General features: G+C 68.4%; 18 protein-coding genes. 9 read left to right on the top strand and 9 right to left on the bottom strand.

The annotated features are described in order from the left end of the window. Window positions 1-111: 111 nt before the first annotated feature. On the top strand, window positions 112-525 hold the full coding sequence (locus ACE3SG_RS25980; RefSeq protein ID WP_374569148.1) for a hypothetical protein: 414 nt from the start codon (window positions 112-114) through the stop codon (window positions 523-525). A 6-nt stretch (window positions 526-531) separates the two neighbouring features. Here ACE3SG_RS25980 and ACE3SG_RS25975 read toward each other — a convergent pair whose 3' ends face one another. The 9 genes from ACE3SG_RS25975 to ACE3SG_RS25935 form a co-directional block, all read right to left on the bottom strand. Next, complete coding sequence (locus ACE3SG_RS25975; protein ID WP_374569147.1) at window positions 532-1,377, bottom strand: alpha/beta fold hydrolase; 846 nt, start codon at window positions 1,375-1,377, stop codon at window positions 532-534. A gap of 22 nt (window positions 1,378-1,399) precedes the next feature. Then, entirely contained in the window at window positions 1,400-3,535 is a 2,136-nt protein-coding gene (locus tag ACE3SG_RS25970) for a D-(-)-3-hydroxybutyrate oligomer hydrolase (protein WP_374569146.1), read from the bottom strand. Further along, window positions 3,532-4,644: a branched-chain amino acid ABC transporter permease gene (locus ACE3SG_RS25965; RefSeq protein ID WP_374569145.1), complete on the bottom strand. Its 1,113-nt coding sequence runs from the start codon at window positions 4,642-4,644 to the stop codon at window positions 3,532-3,534. Before ACE3SG_RS25965 ends, ACE3SG_RS25970 begins: the two co-directional genes overlap by 4 nt. Then, window positions 4,641-5,633 carry a branched-chain amino acid ABC transporter permease gene (locus ACE3SG_RS25960; protein ID WP_374569144.1) on the bottom strand — a complete coding sequence of 331 codons (993 nt, stop codon included), beginning with the start codon at window positions 5,631-5,633 and terminating at the stop codon, window positions 4,641-4,643. Before ACE3SG_RS25960 ends, ACE3SG_RS25965 begins: the two co-directional genes overlap by 4 nt. After that, window positions 5,630-6,376 (bottom strand): ABC transporter ATP-binding protein, encoded by a 747-nt coding sequence (locus tag ACE3SG_RS25955; RefSeq protein WP_374569143.1) that lies wholly within the window; start codon window positions 6,374-6,376, stop codon window positions 5,630-5,632. Before ACE3SG_RS25955 ends, ACE3SG_RS25960 begins: the two co-directional genes overlap by 4 nt. Beyond that, entirely contained in the window at window positions 6,373-7,134 is a 762-nt protein-coding gene (locus ACE3SG_RS25950) for an ABC transporter ATP-binding protein (RefSeq protein ID WP_374569142.1), read from the bottom strand. The genes ACE3SG_RS25955 and ACE3SG_RS25950 overlap by 4 nt, the downstream gene beginning before the upstream one ends. A 15-nt stretch (window positions 7,135-7,149) precedes the next feature. Continuing rightward, window positions 7,150-8,637 carry a fibronectin type III domain-containing protein gene (locus ACE3SG_RS25945; RefSeq protein ID WP_374569141.1) on the bottom strand — a complete coding sequence of 496 codons (1,488 nt, stop codon included), beginning with the start codon at window positions 8,635-8,637 and terminating at the stop codon, window positions 7,150-7,152. 72 nt (window positions 8,638-8,709) lie between these two features. Next, a complete protein-coding gene (locus tag ACE3SG_RS25940) occupies window positions 8,710-9,858 on the bottom strand; it encodes a substrate-binding domain-containing protein (protein WP_374569162.1) in 1,149 nt (382 codons plus the stop codon). A gap of 328 nt (window positions 9,859-10,186) precedes the next feature. After that, window positions 10,187-11,113 (bottom strand): LysR family transcriptional regulator, encoded by a 927-nt coding sequence (locus ACE3SG_RS25935; protein WP_374569161.1) that lies wholly within the window; start codon window positions 11,111-11,113, stop codon window positions 10,187-10,189. A 307-nt stretch (window positions 11,114-11,420) separates the two neighbouring features. Here ACE3SG_RS25935 and ACE3SG_RS25930 point away from each other — a divergent pair, with 307 nt between their 5' ends. The 8 genes from ACE3SG_RS25930 to ACE3SG_RS25895 all read left to right on the top strand — a co-directional run bounded on the left by ACE3SG_RS25930 (window position 11,421) and on the right by ACE3SG_RS25895 (window position 18,435). Next, the gene (locus ACE3SG_RS25930) at window positions 11,421-12,767 is read left to right on the top strand and encodes a hypothetical protein (RefSeq protein WP_374569140.1); all 1,347 of its coding nucleotides are present in this window, start codon (window positions 11,421-11,423) and stop codon (window positions 12,765-12,767) included. A gap of 54 nt (window positions 12,768-12,821) precedes the next feature. Further along, the gene (locus ACE3SG_RS25925) at window positions 12,822-13,712 is read left to right on the top strand and encodes a DUF6202 family protein (protein WP_374569139.1); all 891 of its coding nucleotides are present in this window, start codon (window positions 12,822-12,824) and stop codon (window positions 13,710-13,712) included. Between the two features lie 28 nt (window positions 13,713-13,740). Continuing rightward, entirely contained in the window at window positions 13,741-15,006 is a 1,266-nt protein-coding gene (locus tag ACE3SG_RS25920) for an ATP-grasp domain-containing protein (RefSeq protein ID WP_374569138.1), read from the top strand. A 50-nt stretch (window positions 15,007-15,056) separates the two neighbouring features. After that, the gene (locus ACE3SG_RS25915; RefSeq protein WP_374569137.1) at window positions 15,057-15,869 is read left to right on the top strand and encodes a phytanoyl-CoA dioxygenase family protein; all 813 of its coding nucleotides are present in this window, start codon (window positions 15,057-15,059) and stop codon (window positions 15,867-15,869) included. 63 nt (window positions 15,870-15,932) lie between these two features. Further along, entirely contained in the window at window positions 15,933-17,168 is a 1,236-nt protein-coding gene (locus tag ACE3SG_RS25910) for a fatty acid desaturase (protein WP_374569136.1), read from the top strand. A gap of 75 nt (window positions 17,169-17,243) precedes the next feature. Beyond that, window positions 17,244-17,561: a ferredoxin gene (locus tag ACE3SG_RS25905; RefSeq protein WP_374569135.1), complete on the top strand. Its 318-nt coding sequence runs from the start codon at window positions 17,244-17,246 to the stop codon at window positions 17,559-17,561. Window positions 17,562-17,616: 55 nt separating this feature from the next. Further along, a complete protein-coding gene (locus ACE3SG_RS25900) occupies window positions 17,617-18,045 on the top strand; it encodes a DUF2000 domain-containing protein (protein WP_374569134.1) in 429 nt (142 codons plus the stop codon). A gap of 3 nt (window positions 18,046-18,048) precedes the next feature. Continuing rightward, window positions 18,049-18,435 carry a hypothetical protein gene (locus ACE3SG_RS25895; protein WP_374569133.1) on the top strand — a complete coding sequence of 129 codons (387 nt, stop codon included), beginning with the start codon at window positions 18,049-18,051 and terminating at the stop codon, window positions 18,433-18,435. Window positions 18,436-18,479: the final 44 nt, after the last annotated feature.

Raw genomic sequence — 18,479 nt, 5'->3', positions numbered from 1 at the left:
TAGAGTGCCGGGCTGCCTTTTGACCGAGAGGCAGCCCTGGCTCGCCGACACGCTTGCACCCCAAGCGACGGCGGCCACCAACCATTTCAACAACCCACTGGGGGGATTCTCATGAACCACACTTCCAACATCCGTCGCGCAGTGACCATCGCGTGCACCGCGGCACTGGCCTCGTTCGCCTCGGTGTCACACGCCGACCCGATCAGCCTCACCGGCCAATGCATCATGACCAGCCTCGTCGCCGGGCAGAACCAGTGTTCGCTGCTGGCCACCATGAGGGACGACTTCAACGCGCCGGCCGTCGTGCGCAAGGCGCAGATCAAAATCAACGGGGTGGTGGTGACCCAGGCGAACAACGACAGCGTGACCCCGGTCAGCTTCTTCGCCACCGGCGTCAGCGGCTCCCTGATGGTGGCCTGCGGCGCCTCGTACAACGTGACCGGCTTCATCGTGCGCCAAGGCGCCACCAACTACGAGCAGGTCGGTCACCTGCCGGCCGTCGCCTGCCCGGCCGCGCCGCAATAGGCCCGGCTAGGCTTCTGAGAAGAAGCCCTCGACCAGCGCAAAGTGCGCCGGCACGTTGAGTGCCGGCGCATGGCCGCAGCCGGCGATCTCGATCACCTCGGCTTTCGGGCCGCGCTCGCGCATCGCCTGCGCCACCTCGGGCTCCAGCAGGTCGCTGGTTTCGCCGCGCAGGCAGCGGACCGGGATGTCCAGCGCGTCCCACGCCGACCACTGGTCGTAGTCGGTCGGGTGCACGATGAACTGCTGCACCATCGCCGGGTCGTAGTGCGGCGTCACGCGGCCGTCGGGCAGGCGCCGGGCCGAGGTTTCGGTCAGGCGCAGCCACTGCGCATCGGTCAGGAAGCCGTAGGGCGCGTAGATGCCGCGGAAGTAACTTTGCAGCTCGGCCATCGTCGCGAACGCCGGCGGGTGGCCGGCATAACCACGAATGCGCTCGACCGCCGGCGGCGCCAGGCGCGGGCCGATGTCGTTGAGCAGCAGGCGGCGGATGCGGCCATGCAGCCGCGTGGCCGCCGCACGCAGCCCGATCGCGCCGCCCATCGAGGTGCCCAGCCAGTCGAAGCGCTCGATGCCCAGCTGGTTGACCAGCGACACCGCCAGCGCCACGTAGAAGCGCAGGCAGTATTCCTCGGCCGGGGCAGGGCTCCATTCGCTCAGGCCGCGGCCCATCGTGTCGGGGCAGATCACGCGGTAGCCGCGGCCGGCCAAGTGCGCGGCGATGTCGTCCATGTCGCGCCCGGTGCGCGCCAGGCCATGCCAGGCGATGACCACCCGCTCATTGGCCGCGCCCCACTCGGTGAAGTGCAGTTCGCGGCCTTCGCAGACCAGGTAGCGCGATTCGAAGTGCGTCATCGCCGGCCCTCCCAATGGGTTCTCAGTCGGGGATCGACAAGGTGTTGCCGCTGAAGCCGATCACATCCCCCGCCGCCGGGCTGGCCTGGATCGGCGGCACGTTGGCCGCCGTCAAGGCCGGCGCGGCGCCGCTGACACCGCCGCGCGGCACGGTGCGCACCACCTGGCTTGGCGGCAGCGGGGTGCCGCTGGTCAGGTGGGCCCACATCGCGTCCATCGCCCGGTTGAAATACACGTGCAGCGGGATGAAGCGCGTGTCGTAGCCGAGGAACAGGCCGAGCGCGATGAACGAGTCGAAGTGCTGCGCGTTGGTGACCTCGATGTAGCGGGTGTTGCGCGCCTTGTCGCCGCCCGCCTGGTTCTTCGCGAAGTAGGCGCGTGAGGCGTGGTTGATCGGCAGCAGCGCGTCGTTGCGGCCGGCGACGATCAGCGTCGGCTTGCCGTGCAGGTGGGCGCCGAGCTGCACCTCCTGGATGCCGGCGCGCACGCGGTCGGACTTGGCCTTCATGTCGCCCACCAGCCTGGCGCCGGTCACCGTGTCGCGGCCGGTCACCAGCGCGCGCTGGCACAACGCGCCGTCGAGCGCGAAATCGGCCGTGCCGCTGCTGGGCGAGGTGGCCAAGAAGTCCAGCTTCGCGCCGCCGACCGAGTCGTTGTAGACGATGTTGATGCCGCTGGTCGGTGGCACGCCGTTGCCGGTCGAGAACAGGCCGGCCTGCACGGCCGGGACCTGCGCGATCACGTTGCCGCCGGTGTCGGTGTTGGCGAAGCTGAAGCCGCACAGGTTGTCGAGCACGCTGAAGCGGCCGGCGGCGTTGCTGTAGGTGACGGCGATCGCGTTGGTCGCGAAGCGGAAGTGCGACTGCTGCAGGAAGTTGCTCTCGGCCTGCCAGCCGTAGGCCTGCATCTTGGCCAGCGCATCGTCGGCCTGCTGCTCGATCGTCGCCCCGCTGACCAGCCCCTTGGCGGCCAGCGCGGCGCAGCGGTTCTGCGCCGAGGTGGTGTAGGCCGCGGGCCAGAAAGCCGCGTGCAAGGACAAGCCGGCCTGCGCCGACAGCAGCGCGCAGGGCTGGTAGACGTTGGCAAACGTGAAGTAGTCGGCCAGCGGCTTGCCGATCGTCGCCACGGTGGTCGCGCCCTGCTGGATCACCAGGTTCTTCGTGAAGCGTGGCTGCACATTGGGCTCGGTCACCGCAACGCCGTCGATCAGGTCTTCGGTGTCGGCCTCGGCCGCCGCGAGCGCGGCCCCGGCGCCGTTGGACACGCTGCTGGCGATCACCAGCGTGTTCTTCGCATTCAAGGTCGCGCGGTGCTGGCCGTCGTGGCCCAGCTTGCCGTAGCGCTCGTTGAGCACATAGAACGCGAAGCGCACCGCATCCAGCGTGTTCTTGCCCCAGTCCTTCTCGGGGTTCTGCTGCGAGTGCGCGTGCTTGTAGGCCACGCGGTTCGGCGTCGCCGCGTTGAAGGCGGCGCGCTCGGCGTCGCTGACCGAAGCCACGAACAAAGGCTCGTACTGGTCGCTGGCGGCGTCGAACACCGTGCCGTCGCGCGCGGTCACCGCGTTGCTCATCAGGTCGTGAAAGCCGTTGCCGTTGCCCTTGTCGGCATAGGCCACCGCGCAACCGTGCTTCAGGCCCCAGTCGCCCGAGGTGCCGATCGCGCCGTAGATGCCGCGCGAGCCCGACGAGGTGGCGGTGACGATGCACGCATGGTCGGGGTTGAAGCTGTCGGGCACCTGCACCATCAGCGTCACGTTCTGCGCGCCACTGCCGTCGTCGGCCCAGACGATGTACTCGCGCCCGGCGATCTTGCCTTCGCCGAGCGTGTCGTGGCCGTTCACATCGATGTTCGGCCCGTAGAACACCGTGAAGCCGCCGGCCACGGTCGAGTCGACCAGCGCGCGGTAGTTGGTGTGGATCGCGTTGCGGCGCAGCTCGGCCGGGGTCGGGTGCAGCGGGTCGACGAAGGCCGGCGCGGCGCCGAGCAGCCCGGTCTTGCCCAGGCCGGCGGTCAGCAGGTCGTCGGTCACGCCATCGTAGGCGGCTTCGGCGATCGGGCCACGCAGCACGGTCGGGCGGGTATTGGGCGGCGCGGCGAAAGCGGCCGAACCGCAGGCCAAGGTGGCAGCGGCGGCCAGCAAGGTGGTGATCAACTTCAAGACTTCTCTCCTCGGGTCGGTTGGTTGTTTTGACCCGATGCACGCAGACGACCCACCACGCCGCTCGGGAAGTAATAGACACACAGCACGAAACCGAGCCCCAGCCACAACAGCCAGCGATCGGGCGACACGATCTGGGACACGACCGGCACGCCGGCCGCCAGGCCGCCCTCGCCGCCCAGCCACTTCAGCGCGTCTTGCAGGTAGTTCTGCGCGAAGACGAACAGCACCGTGCCGATCACCGCGCCGTACAAGGTGCCCATGCCGCCGATCACGACGATCAGCAGCACATCGAGCATCACCTCGAAGCTCAGCGTCGTCTCGGGGCCGGTGTAGCGCAGCCACAGCGCCAGCAGCGCGCCGGCGAGCGTGGCGAACAAGGCCGAGATCACGTTGCTCAGCGTCCGGTAGACCACCGTGCGGTAGCCGATCGCCTCGGCGCGAAAGTCGTTCTCGCGGATCGCCTGCAGCACGCGGCCGAACGGCGAGTTGACGATGCGCAGCAGCACCAGGAACGACAGCGCCACGGCGACGAACAACAGGTAATACGCGATGACCTTGCCGTCGATCATCAGGCGCCACACCGGCTCGTCGAAGGGCTCGAACGACGGCGACAGCCACAGCGGCGTCTTGAAGCTCAGCCCGTCTTCGCCGCCGGTCAGCTCGCTGAGCTGCGAGGCCAGCGTCTGGAACGCCGCAGCGACCGCGAGCGTGATCATCGCGTAGAAGATCGCCTTGACGCGCAGGCTGAACAGGCCGATCAGCAGGCTCAGGCCCAGCGACAGCACCAGCGCCACCACCAGGCCCGCCAGCACCGCGGCCCAGGCTACGCCGTCTTCGCCGGCGCCGCGCGTGCAGCCGATCGCCACGCCATAGGCCCCGATGCCGAAGAACATCGTGTGGGCGAAGCTGACGATGCCGGTGTAGCCCAGCAGCAGGTCGTAGCTGGCGACCAGCAGCACGAAGACCAGCATCTTGGCCGCCACGTTCAGCGCCTTGGCACCGGGAAAGATGAACGGCTCGAGCGCCAGCAGCCCGAGCACCAGCACCAACGCAACGCCGAGCACGCGGCTGCGCGGCAGGTCGTGGGAGAGAACTCGGTCGATCATCGGTTGGTCACCGGGTACAGGCCGCGCGGGCGCCACAGCAGCACCGCGACCATCAGGCCGATGTTCGAGAACAGCGCCACCTTGGGCGCCAGGAAGCCGGTGTAGTTGGCCATCAGCCCGACCAGCAGCGCGCCGACGAAGCAGCCCAGCGTCGAGCCCAGCCCGCCGATGATGATGACGATGAAGATCAGCGTGTTGACCTGCGCGCCGATCTGCGGCACCACGCTCTGCTGGTACAGCCCCCACATCACGCCGCCCAGCCCGGCCAGCGCCGAGCCGGCCACGAACACGCCGACGAACAGGCGCCGGATGCGGTAGCCCAGCGACTCGACCATCTCTCGGTCTTGCACACCGGCGCGCACCAGCACGCCGAGCTTGGTGCGGTTGAGCACCCACAGCAGCGCGGCGAACACCGCCAGCCCGATGGCCACCGCGAACAGGCGGTAGACCTCGACGGCCGCATCACCCATCAACACCGCGCCGCGCAGCGCCGGCGGCAACGGCAGCGGGATCTGCGCCGGCCCCCAGAGCACCTTGATCAGCTCTTCGCCGACGATCATGCCGCCCATCGTGATCAGGATCTGCTTCAGGTGCTGGCCGTAGACCGGCCGCACGATCACGCGCTCGAAGGCCCAGCCGATCGCGCCGGCCACCGCCATCGCGGCCAGCATCGCGGCGAACACGGCCGCGAGGTTCTGCCAGGCCGCGTCGCTGCCGGTCCAGTCGGCCATGCCGCCCATCACGCTGGTGGCGACGAACGCGCCGAAGGCGATGAACACGCCGTGGCCGAAGTTCAGCACGTCCATCAGGCCGAAGACCAGGGTCAGGCCCGACGCGATGATGAAGACGATCAGCCCCATCGCCAGCCCGGCCACGGTGAGCGTGAGCCAGGTCGAGGCCGAGCCGACCAACGGCCACGCGGCCAGCACCAGCGCCGCCACCAGCGCCAGCGGCTTGCCGTCGAAGCGGGCCTGCGCAACGGCGCTCATTGGTGCGCCCCCAGCGACAGCCCGAGCAGCGACTGCTGCAGGGCCTCGTCGCGGGCCAGCTCGGCCATCGGGCCGGCATGCACCACGCGGCCGTCGTCCATCACCGCCACCTGGTCGCCCAGCGCCTGGGCCATCATGAAGTTCTGCTCGACCAGCAGGATCGTGGTCTGCTGGCGCTTCAGCTCGGCCAAGGCGCTGACCAGGTTGTGGATGATCGCCGGCGCCAGGCCCTTGCTCGGCTCGTCGACCAGCAGCAGCGCCCGCGGCTCGATCATCGCGCGGGCCACCGCCAGCATCTGCTTTTGCCCGCCGCTGAGCTTGCCGGCCGGGTAGAGCCAGAACTTGTGCAGCGCCGGAAAGAGGCCGAACAACCAGTCGAGCCGCGCCTTGTCCAGGTCTTGCTCGCGCCGTGCCGAGCGGGCCGCGAGCAGCAGGTTCTCCTTCACTGTCAGGTCGGCGAAGATGCCCATGCCCTCGGGCACGTAGGCGATGCCGCGGCGGGCGATGTCGGGCGTGGGCGCCTGCTGGCCCGGGCCGCCGATCGGCTGGCCCTTGAAGCGCACGCGGCCCTGCGAGGCCGCCCACAAGCCCATGATCGTGCGCAGCGTCGTCGTCTTGCCAGCGCCGTTGCGGCCCAGCAGCATCGTCACCTGGCCCTCGGGCACGACGAGGTCGACGCCGTGCAGGATGTGGTACGCACCGATGTGGGTGTGAACGCCCTCGAGTTCGAGCACCGGGCTCATGCGGCGGCCTCTTCGACCGGCGCCGTGCCAAGGTAGGCGCTTTGGACGATGTCGCTGGCGATCACCGAGGCCGGGTCGCCGTCGGCCACCAGCTCGCCGTTGTGCAGCACGATGATGCGGTCGGCCAGCTCGCGCACCACGTCCATCTTGTGTTCGACCAGCAAGATCGTGCAGTCGCGGCGCGCCTTCAACGCGCGGATCAGGTCCAGCACCACCGGCACCTCGTCGACGCTCATGCCGGCGGTGGGCTCGTCGAACATGTACACGCGCGGCTCCAGCGCCATCAGCAGCGCCACCTCGAGCTTGCGTTGGTCGCCATGCGGCAGGCTGGCCGCGGGCGCGTCGTGGCGGTCTTGCAGGTGCACGGTGGCGAGGATTTCGCGCGCTTCTTCGAGCCAGTCTTTTCGGTCGAGCCAGACCTGCCACAGGTTCAGCCCGCCGCCGTGGCGAGCCTGCACCGCCAGGCGCACGTTCTCGAGCACGCTCAAGCCCGGGAACAGCTGCGTCAGCTGGAACGCCCGCCCCAGCCCGCGGCGGGTGCGCAGCGGGGCGGGCAGCGGCGTGATGTCCATGCCGTCGAGCAGCACCTGGCCCTCGCTGGCCGGCAACTGGCCCGAGATCAGGTTGAAGTAGGTCGTCTTGCCGGCGCCGTTGGGGCCGACGATGGCGGTGAGCGTGCCGGGCGCGAACGCACACGACACGTGGTCGACCGCCACGTGGCCACCGAAGCGGATGGTGAGTTGTCGGGTTTCGAGCATGCGGTCAGTGCAATGTCATGGGCAGCTTCCCAGCACGTAGTAGTTCGGCCCGGTCTGCTTCAGCGTCGTGATGACGAACACGTTCCAGAAGCCCATGTTCTGGTTCGATCCGTTGGCCAGCGCATAACCGCCGCCGACGTGGGCGCGGCCAGCGGTCGTGTGGGCGTAGTTGCTGGCCGTGAAACAGACCGGCGCGCTGCCGGTGGTGGTGCCGCTGGCGGCGGTGGACATGGCGCCCTGCGCGCCGTTGCCATCGACCGCGGCCACGGTCCACGCGTAGGTCGTGGCGGGGGTGAGGCCCGTGTCGACGTAGCTGGTGGCGGTGACCGGCGAGCCATTGACCTGCGCGCCGCCGCGAAACACCCGGTAGCTGGCCGCGCCGCTGACTGCGCTCCACGCGATCGTCATCGATGTGTCGGTGGCGCTCGACGTGCCGACGCCGGTGGGCGCCGGCAGCGAGCCGCCGCCGCCCGAGCCGGACGAGACCTGGTCGACCATCGCCTTGATCGCCGCCATCTGCGTGCCGGCCTTCTGCGCAAAGTTGTTGCCGTACCAGCCGACCCAGTCCCAGCAGCCGTTCGGGTTGGGCAACGAGCCGCTGGCCGCGGTGGGCCGGCTGGTCGAGTCGACCCGGGTCTGAGGGAACAGCACGATGAGGCTGTTGGTGTCGGCCCAGCGGCTGTAGCCGGTGTTCTTGATGAACTTGTCGCCGATGGTCGCGTAGTTCTGCTGGCAGCCGTGCAGCGCCACGTGCACCCTGCACTGCGCGCCGCCGGCGCAGTTGGCCGGCACATAGGCCCAGCCGGTGGCGGCCAAGCCGGGGTTGCCGGCGCTGAACGGTGTCTGGTCGAACTCGATGTAGTTGGCCGCGGCGGGTGCGTTGTTGCGCGGGTTCAGCGTGCCGTAGAACTGGGTCAGCGCGGCCTTGGCGCCGTCGTAGCCGCAGTTGCTGATGTAGGGCGACGCGCTGCTGGCGCAGCTGTTGTTGCCGCTGCTGTCGAAGTCGGTCGGGAAGACATGCGCCGTGCCGCTGCGCTGCACATAGCCGCGGTTGGCCGCGGGCACGCCGTTGTTGGCGTACTGCGTGTTGACCGCGTTCATCGGGTTCGGGCCGACGGTGTAGTCGCTGGTGCCGACGAACAGGTAGACCTTCTGGTTGGCCACGTTGGCCAGCGCATCGTTGGCCGAGCCGCTCCAGTTGTTCAGGTCGGCCTGCATCGTGCTGAGCATGCCGGCGCTGATCGTCGCGTTGTACATGCAGGCGGTGTAGTTGCTGTGGCCGGCGCACATGTAGGGGCCGCCGGCGAACACGCCGATGCCCTTGAACGTGCCCGCGTAGGCATACCCCAGCTGGTTGGCCATGAAGCCGCCCGACGACAGGCCCGAGACCGTCGTCTGCGTCTTGTCCACGTTCAGTTTCGGCAAAGGCGCGGCGGCATGGGCAGGGGCGAACGCGATCGCGGCCAACGCCGCGACCGCACGGACAACACGTGCGGCTTTCATGGCTTGTCTCCAGACTGGGTGTGAAGGGGCGAGTCTGTCGCCCGCCCTCCGGGCAATGAGCCGAAGCGCGGCTCAGCGCTTGTTGCGTATCGGTACGCTCATCTCTTCCGGTTTGATCTCGCGCACCAGCTCGGGCACGCCCCAGGCAAAGGCCGGGTCGACCTTGATCTTGAAGTGATACATGCTCTGCAGCGCCTGGTGGTCTTCCTTGCGGAAGGTCATCTTGCCCTTCGGCGACTCGAAGCTCATGCCTTCCATCGTCGCGATGAGCTTGTTGGTCGCCGTGTCGCCGCTGCTCTTCTTCAGCGCCTCGACGACCGCGATCGCCGCCGTCATGCCACCGGCGGTGAAGAAGTCCGGCGGGGCCTTGTGCTGCTTGTAGTGGTTGGCCACCAGCCACTCGTTGACCGGGTTCTTCGGGATGCCGAAGTAGTAGTAGGTCGCCCCTTCCATGCCGGGGAAGTTCTTGTACGCCGTCATCGCCGGCAGGATGTTGCCGCCGGTGAAGACCTCGATGTTGAAGCGCTTGGCCAGCTCTTGCGCGGCCAGTGCGTTGTAGGGCGGCGTGCCACCGGCCCAGATCACCTCGATGACCTTGCGCCCGGGCTGGCCCTTGAGCGCATCGACCACACGCTGGATGCCGGCGGTGAAGTCGGTCGTGGTCTGCGGCAGGTACTCTTCATGGACGATCTTGGCGGTCTTCAGCGCGTCCTTGAAGGCCTTCACGCCGTCACGGCCGAAGGCGTAGTCTTGCGCCAGCGTGGCAATCACGGTGCCAGGCTTGTCCAGCGCGGCGGCGTTGCTGATCGCGTCTTGCGACGAGTTGCGGCCGGTGCGAAAGATGTACTTGTTCCACTTGTCGCCGGTGATCGAATCGGCCACCGCCGGCTCGACGACCAAGATCTTCTTGTACTCCTCGGCCACCGGCAGCATCGCCAGCGCCACGCCCGACGAGGTGGGCCCAACGGCGAGGTCGACCTTGTCGTCGCCATAGGCCGCGGCGAGCAGGCTCTTGCCCAGGTCGGGCTTGCCCTGGTCGTCTTTCTCGATCACGACGATCTTCTTGCCCGCGACCATCATCGTGCCGCCGGTGGCGTAGTCGAGCCCGAGGTTGAAGCCGATCGTCGTCTGCTTGCCGTAGGCCTCGAGCGGGCCGGTCAGGCTGTGGATGTGGGCGATGCGGATGTCGGCCGCCATCGCCGGACCCGCGAGGGCCACCATCACGGCGAGGGCCAGGCCGCCGGCCCACCCCTTCTCAGGCTGGCGGGGCCGATGGATCGGGGTCGCGGCAAGGCTCTGCATGGGCGGGTGTCTCCTGGTTTTGGGTGTGCGCAGTGCCACTCACGTTGCAACGAGCGTGCCGTTCGGGCCGAGCCCCCGGGCAAACACCGATCACCCCCCGGCGCCACACCGCGACACGCGCGGAGGTCTGCGGCACACCAGTGCCTTGGCGCGCCCGGCCGTGGGCACGCGTGTCCGACTGTCAGACACGCCGTGTTCGGATTCCCGACACCGGCGCCGTCGAGCCACGCCGCGCGGGCCGCAGCGCTCAGGCCGTGGCGCTGAGCAGCGTCGGGCTGGCGTGCCGGACACGCTCGCCGGGGCTGGCGATGCCCTCGACCAGGTAGTCGATCAACACCCGGCACTTGGGCGGCAAGAAGCGGTTCGGCGGGTACAGCACATAGGCGTGGCCGCTGTACGCCGATTGCAGCTGCCAATCGGGCAGCACGCGGACGATGGCGCCTTGCTGCATCGCCGGCCGCGCCACGAAGTCGGGCAGACAGCCGACACCGAAGTGCGCCAGCACGCCGCCCAGCCGCATCTCGGTGTGGTTGACCGCGTAGCGGCCATTGACCGCGACATCGACCGACTCGTTGTCGCGCCGGAACCGCCAGCGGTGGTCCGACGGGTTCTCACCCAGGAACAGGCAGCTGCGCGAGACCAGGTCGCGCGGGTGCTCGATCGGCCCGGTCTGCGCCAGGTACTGCGGCGTGGCGCAGAGGATGGTCTCGACCGGGCACAACGCGCGGGCCGCCAGCCCTTCGGGCGGCGAGCGCGTGAGCCGCACGACCAGGTCGATGCCGTCCTTGATCGGGTCGACATCGCGGTCGGTCACGACCAACTGCACATCGACCTCGGCGTGGCTGGCGAGAAAGTCGAGGATCAGTGGGTGCATCACGCGGCGCGCAAAAGCCTTCGGTGCCGACAAGCGCAGGCAGCCTTGCGGCGCCAGCGAATGCAGCTGCGCGACCTGCATCGTGGCCTGCGCCGCGCAGACCAGATCGGAGCAACGCGCGAAGGCCTCGATGCCGGCCTCGGTCAAGCGCAGCTGGCGCGTCGTGCGCTGGATCAGCTGGATCTTCAGGTTGCGTTCGAGCCGGCTCACCTGCCGGCTCACGGCTGAAGGGGTCATTCCGAGATTCGTCGCCGCAGCGGAGAAACTTCCCAGCTCTGCCACGCGGACAAACGTCACCATCTCCGGCAAGACCTTCAGAAACTCATTGGTGCTGCCCATGCAAATGTCCTGTTCCTGAGTGCCACTGTTTTATCGGCCCGTAATGGCCAAACATCGGCCCCATGCAACAAGGACCTGACGCACCACTTCGATAAGCCTCGGCCTGCCCCTCGCACGTCGGGCAATTATTACCCCGCCGGCTCGACCGGACCCGTGATGCCACAGCCATATCCCCAAGCTTGGGGACACGGTTGCGCCTGCGCGCTTGCGCCCATAACAAACAACGTTATGCAAATGCCGAAAGTAATGACGACCACCGGAGATACCCATGCAGTTTCATGAAATGAACACAGATTGGTTGTACGCGCTCGGGCGGCGCGGCGACCTGATCGAGGCCTGCGGCGCGGTCGAAGAAACTCGCCGCTACCTGGCGTCGAAGAACGCGGCCGACGAGCCCTACCTGGCGATCCCGCTGGTGATGGACCGGGGCCAGTTCGACGACATCGCCGAGGCCGGCCGGCTGCTGCTGCGCGCCCAGGGCAAGGTGCTGGGCCACCTGACCCGCTCGCTCGGCCGGGCCGGGCTGTGCGATCTGTTCGAAGTGCCGCCGGCGATCCAGCCCTTCGTCGATTGGGACAACCTGGTCGAAGGGCGCAACCTGGTCGTGCGCTTCGATGTCGTGCCCACGGCCGACGGCTACAAGTTCTGCGAGATCAACTGCGACTCCACCGTCGCCGGCTTCGAGCTGTTCGAGTGCCAGAAGGTCTACGGCGAAGCACTGGGCTGGCCTCTCGCGGCCCACCAGCGCTCGCCGCACGAAGACATCTGCCGCCTGTTCCAGCGCCTGACCCAGGCGCACGGCCTGCGCCGCGTGCTGGTGTGCGACTGGAGCCGCTACCGCGGCACCAAGACCTTCGCCTTCGACTTCCTGCACGAGGCCTTGCAGCAGGCCCTGCCGGGTCTCGACGTGCGCATGGCCTACGAAGACGACTACCCCGCGGACTGGCTGCAGCCCGGCCAGGGCAGCGATGTGCTGGTCTACCGCGGCTTCATGTTCGCCGACATGGACGACGGCGGGCAGTTCATCCAGCGCATCTGCGAAAGCGGCGCGATGGTGATCAACACCTTCGAGACCGAGATCCGCTCGAACAAGCGCTGGTTCGCGCTTCTGCACGAGACCGCCTACCAGTCGCTGCTCGACGAGCGGGAGCTGCGCGCGATCGAGCGCTTCGTCCCGAAGACGCTGGCGATGAACCCCGACAACGCCCAGGCGCTGCTGGCCGAGAAAGACCTCTACGTTTTCAAGCTCAACTGCTCCAGCGGCGGCCGGGGCGTGTACTTCGGCAGCGAGCACAGCGCCGAAGAGATGCGCGCGGTGTTCGCCCAGCAAGGGGTCGAGCACTGGACCGCACAGGCGCCGATCGACAGCACGACGATCGAGCTGCCCGGCCCCGATGGCGAGCGCGCCGCGCACCGGCTGGTTCTGGGCCTGTTCCTGGTCGACGGACACGCCAGCGGCGTGAACGTGCGGGCCAGCAAGCACTCGCGCGTCGTCAACGTCAGCCTGGGCGTCGCGTCCTGCCTGTGGGCCTCGCCGGCGACACCCGACACCTACCAGACGCTGCTGTCGCGCCTGGCCACGCAACAACCCTTGCGCGAACCGGCAGCGGGCTGACCCCGCCGCCGATCGCCCCCTGTCTTTCTCACGTTCAACCCCCGAGGACTTCCCATGAGCATGATCACCGACCGCACCCGCCCCCAAGGCAACAACGCCAACCTCACCGAACAGGTGCTGCTGGACCACCAGATCGCCGACCTGATCGAAGGCGCCCGCCTGACCCGCGAGACCAACGACTTCTTCACCGGCGCCAAGAAGGTGCGCGACATCGCCCCGCTGCCCGCCCTGCGCATCGCCCACGGCTGGCGCGAGATGACCAAGTGCTTCATGTTCACGTCGATCGCCGGCCTGGGCCAGCTCGCCAAAGAGGCCGACAGCCAGGAGTACCCGCGCGAAGACCTGCTGAGCACGATGCAGACGATCTTCGGCGTGATCGGCGACGACCTGAGCAACCTGATGGTGGCCTTCAGCAAGGTCGCGCCCGGCGGCCCGGCCGGCATGCACTACGCCTGGTGGGAGACCGACTTCGTCACCCCGCTGCGCAAGCTCGCCGGCGCGCCCTACGCCAACGGCCCGTTGCCGCTGGGCCCGGGAGCCACCCGCCTGATCGAGAACATGCGCCGCCTGGCCGACCACCCGCTCGGCGCGGCGATCCAGCTGCGCGTGGTCGAGGCGATCGCGCTGGACATCACGGTCGCGTTCAAGCGCGTGATGACTCGCGTCACCCACCAGGGCCGTCGGGTCTTCACCGAGCCGGCGCACTTCACCTGGATGGATTCGCACATCGAGGCCGAGGTGGCGCATCACAAGGCCGTCAGCGACGACGACACCGGCACCTGCGGCATTGCCGACACGCTGCAAAAGCGCGAGCAGATGCTGAGCCTGACCCGCGAGTACGTGGACAGCTGGCGCGTCGCGCTGACCGAGTTCGCCAGCCACCTGCCGAACCAGGAAGAGGCGACCGACGCCGAAGACCTGAGCCCGATCGAAGTCCTGATGTAAGCACCGCGGTCCGCCAGAGGTACACCCCATGCGACGACTGAGAAGACATGTCTGCGTCATCATCGACGCGTACTCGACCACCCGCCAGCTCGGCCCGGCCTTCGCGGGCCTGGGCTACGACACCGTGCACGTGCAGACGCTGCGCGAGCTGAGCGACCAGCAGCGCGACGCGCTGGGCAGCTACAGCTTCGTCGAGAACATCCTGTTCGACGGCAACCTGCCGGGCCTGATCGACCACCTGGCCCGCCACTACCCGGGCATGAAATGCATCGTGCCCGGTATCGAGTCGGGCGTGACGCTGGCCGATCAGCTGTCCGAGCATTTCAAGCTGCGCAGCAACGGCACCGCGAAGAGCCCGGCCCGGCGCGACAAGTACGCGATGGCCGATGCGGTGCGGCGCGCCGGCCTGCCGGCGATCCCCTGCCTGAAGACGGCCGACGCGCAGGACGCGCTGGCCTGGGCCCGCGAGCAGGGCGTCTGGCCGATCGTGCTGAAGCCGAAGTCCAGCTCCGGCACCTTCGGCTTCAACATCTGCCAGGACGAGGTCGAGCTGCTGACCACCTTCGCCCGCCTGCTGAACTCGAAGGACATCTTCGAAGACGTGGTCGACGAGGTGCTGGTGCAGCCGTTGGTGCTGGGCCAGGAGTACGCGGTCAACTTCGTCAGCTGCCAGGGCCGGCACCTGGTCACCGACATCTGGCGCACCGACAAGTCGCGCCGCGGGCAGTCCAAGGTCTACGAGAAGGAGACCCTGGTGCTGCAGGACGACCCGCATTTCGAGGCCATGACCGGCTACGTGGCCAAGGTGCTCGACGCGCTGGGCATCGCCTTCGGGCCGAGCCACACCGAGGTGATGGTCACGCCGAAGGGCGAGGTGCTGCTGATCGAGACGGCGGCGCGGATGATGGGCGCGCTCGACGTGTCGATGATCACCGAGGCCTACGGCTACGACCCGGTGCAGCTGACCGCCGAGGCCTACCTGATCGAGGACCGTTTCCTCGAACGCCTGCAAACCCCGCTGCCCCAGCGCCGCCGCCATGCCTGCATGGTGCAGATGCTGTCCAGCAGCCGCGGCACGCTCAAGGGCTTCGACCTCGACCGGCTGCAGGGCCTGCCCAGCTTCCACGGCGCCGACCTGTTCCTCAAGGCCGGCGACGCGCTGGTGCCGACGATCGATTCGTACACCAGCCCGGGGCTGATTTTCCTGAGCCACCCCGATCCCAAGGTGATCGACCTGGACTACCAGACGCTGCGTGAGCTCGAGCGGGCCCAGGCGCTGTATCTGACCGAGTGAGGCCGCGCGCCTCGACCACGACCCATCTTCATTCCACAGGGGACAGCCACATGCTGAGCAAGGAACAAGCCGCCGCCTACGAAGACCGCGGCTACCTCATCGTGCCCGAGTGCCTGAGCGCACGGGCCGTCGACAACCTGCGCGCCGAATCCGAGCAGGCCGCACGCGACCTGGCCGACCCCGGCCGCGTGACCGAAGGCGACGGCGTGACCGTGCGTGGCCTGCACGGCGTGCACCTGCGCAGCGAGCTGATGAACAAGCTGTGCAGCCACCCGAAGCTGCTGGCGATGGCCAAGCAGCTGCTGGGCACCGATGTCTACGTGCACCAGTTCAAGCTGAACGTGAAGGCCGCCTTCGTCGGCGACATCTGGGAATGGCACCAGGACATGACCTTCTACCACCGCGAAGACGAGGTGCCGGAGCCGGCCTTCCTGACGATGGCGGTGCTGCTGGACGACTCGACCGACTTCAACGGCCCGCTGTTGATGATCCCCGGCTCGCACAAGGAGGGCTTTCACATCGCGGTGAAGAACGAGATCGCCGAGTACGACGCGCAAAGCCCGTGGCTCAGCAACACCACCGCCAAGCTGCGCTACACCGCCGACCGCAACCTGCTCAAGCGCATGGTCGAGAAGAACGGCATCGTCACCGGCAAGGGCCGGGCCGGCGATTGCATCGTGTTCCACGCCAACCTGTTCCACGGGTCGGGCGTGAACATGTCGCCGTTCGATCGGCGCGTGGCCTTCATCTCCTACAACAGCGTGACCAACGTGCCACGCCCCACCCGCCCCGCCCGGCCGGAGTTCCTCTGCGCGCAAAACCATGCCGCGCTGGAGCCCTGCTACGACGAGGCCATCGCGTAACCCGCCTCACGGCGGTGGGTCGGCCCGCGTGGGGCCGGCCCTCAGAAGACGAAGGAGGGTTCCGTGGTTGAGACTCGCTTTGAACAGGCGGGCTCGGTGCTTGACAGCGAGTCCGAGGTCCGCCGTTCCTATCTGGTGTTTCCGGCCTGGTCGCAGCCGCTGTGGACGTGGCTGACCGGCAAGCCGCTGCAGCACGAGGCGCCGCGCCGGCGCCTGCGCCCGGCCACCAGCCTGGCGCTGACCGTGCTCGGGCTGGTGTTGCTGGCCGTGACCCAGTACCTCTTGTTGACGGCCGATGCGCTCGCCTGGCAGATGCTGGGTGGGCTGCTGGTGGTGCCGGCCTCGCTGGTGATGGCCGGGTTGTGGCGTTGCATCCAGGTCGTGTACGGCCACCACGCGATCCACGGCACGCTGCTGGCGGGCAGCGAAGACGCCAACCGCCGCATGGCCCGCCTGCTGACGCTGTTCTCGCTGTCGCAAAGCGAAGCCGAGTACGAGCGTGACCACCTCGACCACCACCGCCGCGCCGTCTTCACGACGCTGGGTGATGCCGACGCGAACCTGCTCTACCGCTGCGGGCTGCGCCCCGGCGAGCGCGAAAGCGTGCTGCGGCGCCGCCTGTGGATGACCCTGTTCTCGCCGCGCTTTCACGCCTGGTTCCTGCTGGTGCGCTTGAGGTCGAACCTGCGCCGCCCACCGGCCTGGCGCGGGCTCGCGCTGCTGTGGCTGGCGCTGGTGTTCATTGGCGCGCCGCTGGCCTTCGGCTGGCTGCCGGCATTGCTGGTCCTGTGGCTGCCGCTGGTGCCGGTCTACCAGATGAGCGCGCTGCTGCAGTTCTCGACCGAGCATGTCTGGCTGCAGTCGGCCAAGGGCCCGCCGTGCATGTTCAGCTACGCCGACCGCTGCCACGGCCGCTTCTGCGGCGAGGCCACGCCGTCGCGAGACGGCGAGCGGGCCGGCCTGCTGGCCTGGGCCCGCTGGTGGCTGCGCACCGTGTTCTTCCATCTGCCGACAAGGCTGTGCGTGCTGGTCGGTGACCTGCCGGCGCACGACTGGCACCACCTGTGCGGCATCCTGCGGCAAGACCCGGCCACCTGGCCCTCGGCGATCTACGAGCGCCAGCGTGCGATCGACAGCGGCCACGGCGCCGGCATGCAAGGGCGCGAGCTCTGGGGCCTGGACGTGATGGTGGCCCACGTGCTGCGCAGCCTGGCGCTGGCCGCCGCACTGCCCGACGAGCCGGCCCCTCGGCCCCAGCCCGACCCGGCGCGCTGGCGCCCGTCGCCCCAGGAGCGTTGACGCCGAACGCGCCGCCACACACCTCTCGGCCCTTGGCCCGCCACGGGTCTTCTTCAGCCCTTCGACCACTTCACCATGAACGACACCCCTTACTACGAACGCCACGTCTTTCTCTGCACCAACGAGCGTGAAGGCGGCCGCGCCTGCTGCTCGCAGCTCGGCGCCGGCGACGCGCTGGCGCGCTGCAAAGAGCGCGTCAAGGCGCTCGGCCTGTCCGGCTCGGGCCAGACCCGCGTCAACAGCTCGGGCTGCCTGGACCGCTGCGAGATGGGGCCGACGCTGGTCGTCTACCCCGAAGGCACCTGGTACAGCTACGTGAGCCTGGAAGACATCGACGACATCGTCGACCAGCACCTGGCGCGCGGCGAGGTCGTCGAGCGGCTGCGCATCTGAACGCACGACCGCCTGCCCCGCCCTCCTTCCACCTCGCCACGCAACACCCACCGACATGGCCTACGAAAACAACCACCGCAAGTTCGCGGTCATCGTGAATCGCTCGCACCCCGTGAACGTCATCATGAATGCCGTCGCCCACGCTGCCTTCGGTCTGGCCCACAAGGCCACGACCGATGGGCGGGCGCTGACCTACACCAACCAGGCCACCGGCTTCGACGCACGGATCAGCGAGTTCCCGTTCATCGTGCTCGAGACGCACAACAGCGGCCAGCTGGCCGGGCTGCTGCAGCGCGCCCGGGCCGACGAGGGTGTCAGCTACAACGTCTTCACCACCTCGATGATTGGCCCGTCGGCCGATGCGCAGATCGGCGCCACGGCCAAGGCCAGCCCCGAGTCGCTCGACTACGTGCTGGTGCTGCTGTTCGGCGACCGTGAGCGCGTCGACCCGCTGACCAAGAAGTTCTCGCTGTTCAAGGGCTGAACCATGACACCGCTTGAACTGGCTTACGCCAACGCCAAGAGCTGGCACGGCGCGCAGGCCTGGCCCGAATTCGACGTGCCCGGCGGCAAGGTCGTCGTCAGCCCCGACGCCACGCTCGCCATCGTCTACACCGATGGCCGCTACCCCGCGCAAAGCGAGGGCTACCACCTGAACGAGCGCGTCACCGAGACCGAAGAGGTCTTGTGGGGCGCGGCCGTGGTCGAGCTGCTCGACCCGCAGGAGCTGCAGGTGATGCAGGCCGGCGACGTGGTCGCGCTGGCGCCGGGCCGGCCGTACTCGGTCAGCGGCAAGTGCGTCAGCCTGATCCGCATGGACCCGCCGTGGGACGCGAGCCAGAAGCGCTTCGTCCACGCGGCACTCATCGATTGACCCGATCCCGCCCGCACGGGCGGGACCACCCAACGCAACGCTCA

This window comes from Ideonella sp. (assembly GCF_041914305.1).
Classification (GTDB): domain Bacteria; phylum Pseudomonadota; class Gammaproteobacteria; order Burkholderiales; family Burkholderiaceae_C; genus Ideonella.
The sequence above is the reverse complement of the archived record's forward strand: the minus strand, read 5'-3'. Positions and strand labels throughout refer to the sequence as shown.

Excerpts from the sequence above, each read along its gene's own strand:
- ACE3SG_RS25980 (WP_374569148.1), top strand. The coding sequence starts at position 112 with ATGAACCACACTTCCAACATCCGTCGCGCAGTGACCATCGCGTGCACC.
- ACE3SG_RS25975 (WP_374569147.1), bottom strand. The coding sequence starts at position 1,377 with ATGACGCACTTCGAATCGCGCTACCTGGTCTGCGAAGGCCGCGAACTG.
- ACE3SG_RS25965 (WP_374569145.1), bottom strand. The coding sequence starts at position 4,644 with ATGATCGACCGAGTTCTCTCCCACGACCTGCCGCGCAGCCGCGTGCTC.
- ACE3SG_RS25960 (WP_374569144.1), bottom strand. The coding sequence starts at position 5,633 with ATGAGCGCCGTTGCGCAGGCCCGCTTCGACGGCAAGCCGCTGGCGCTG.
- ACE3SG_RS25955 (WP_374569143.1), bottom strand. The coding sequence starts at position 6,376 with ATGAGCCCGGTGCTCGAACTCGAGGGCGTTCACACCCACATCGGTGCG.
- ACE3SG_RS25950 (WP_374569142.1), bottom strand. The coding sequence starts at position 7,134 with ATGCTCGAAACCCGACAACTCACCATCCGCTTCGGTGGCCACGTGGCG.
- ACE3SG_RS25945 (WP_374569141.1), bottom strand. The coding sequence starts at position 8,637 with ATGAAAGCCGCACGTGTTGTCCGTGCGGTCGCGGCGTTGGCCGCGATC.
- ACE3SG_RS25940 (WP_374569162.1), bottom strand. The coding sequence starts at position 9,858 with ATGGTGGCCCTCGCGGGTCCGGCGATGGCGGCCGACATCCGCATCGCC.
- ACE3SG_RS25935 (WP_374569161.1), bottom strand. The coding sequence starts at position 11,113 with ATGGTGACGTTTGTCCGCGTGGCAGAGCTGGGAAGTTTCTCCGCTGCG.
- ACE3SG_RS25930 (WP_374569140.1), top strand. The coding sequence starts at position 11,421 with ATGCAGTTTCATGAAATGAACACAGATTGGTTGTACGCGCTCGGGCGG.
- ACE3SG_RS25925 (WP_374569139.1), top strand. The coding sequence starts at position 12,822 with ATGAGCATGATCACCGACCGCACCCGCCCCCAAGGCAACAACGCCAAC.
- ACE3SG_RS25920 (WP_374569138.1), top strand. The coding sequence starts at position 13,741 with ATGCGACGACTGAGAAGACATGTCTGCGTCATCATCGACGCGTACTCG.
- ACE3SG_RS25915 (WP_374569137.1), top strand. The coding sequence starts at position 15,057 with ATGCTGAGCAAGGAACAAGCCGCCGCCTACGAAGACCGCGGCTACCTC.
- ACE3SG_RS25905 (WP_374569135.1), top strand. The coding sequence starts at position 17,244 with ATGAACGACACCCCTTACTACGAACGCCACGTCTTTCTCTGCACCAAC.
- ACE3SG_RS25900 (WP_374569134.1), top strand. The coding sequence starts at position 17,617 with ATGGCCTACGAAAACAACCACCGCAAGTTCGCGGTCATCGTGAATCGC.
- ACE3SG_RS25895 (WP_374569133.1), top strand. The coding sequence starts at position 18,049 with ATGACACCGCTTGAACTGGCTTACGCCAACGCCAAGAGCTGGCACGGC.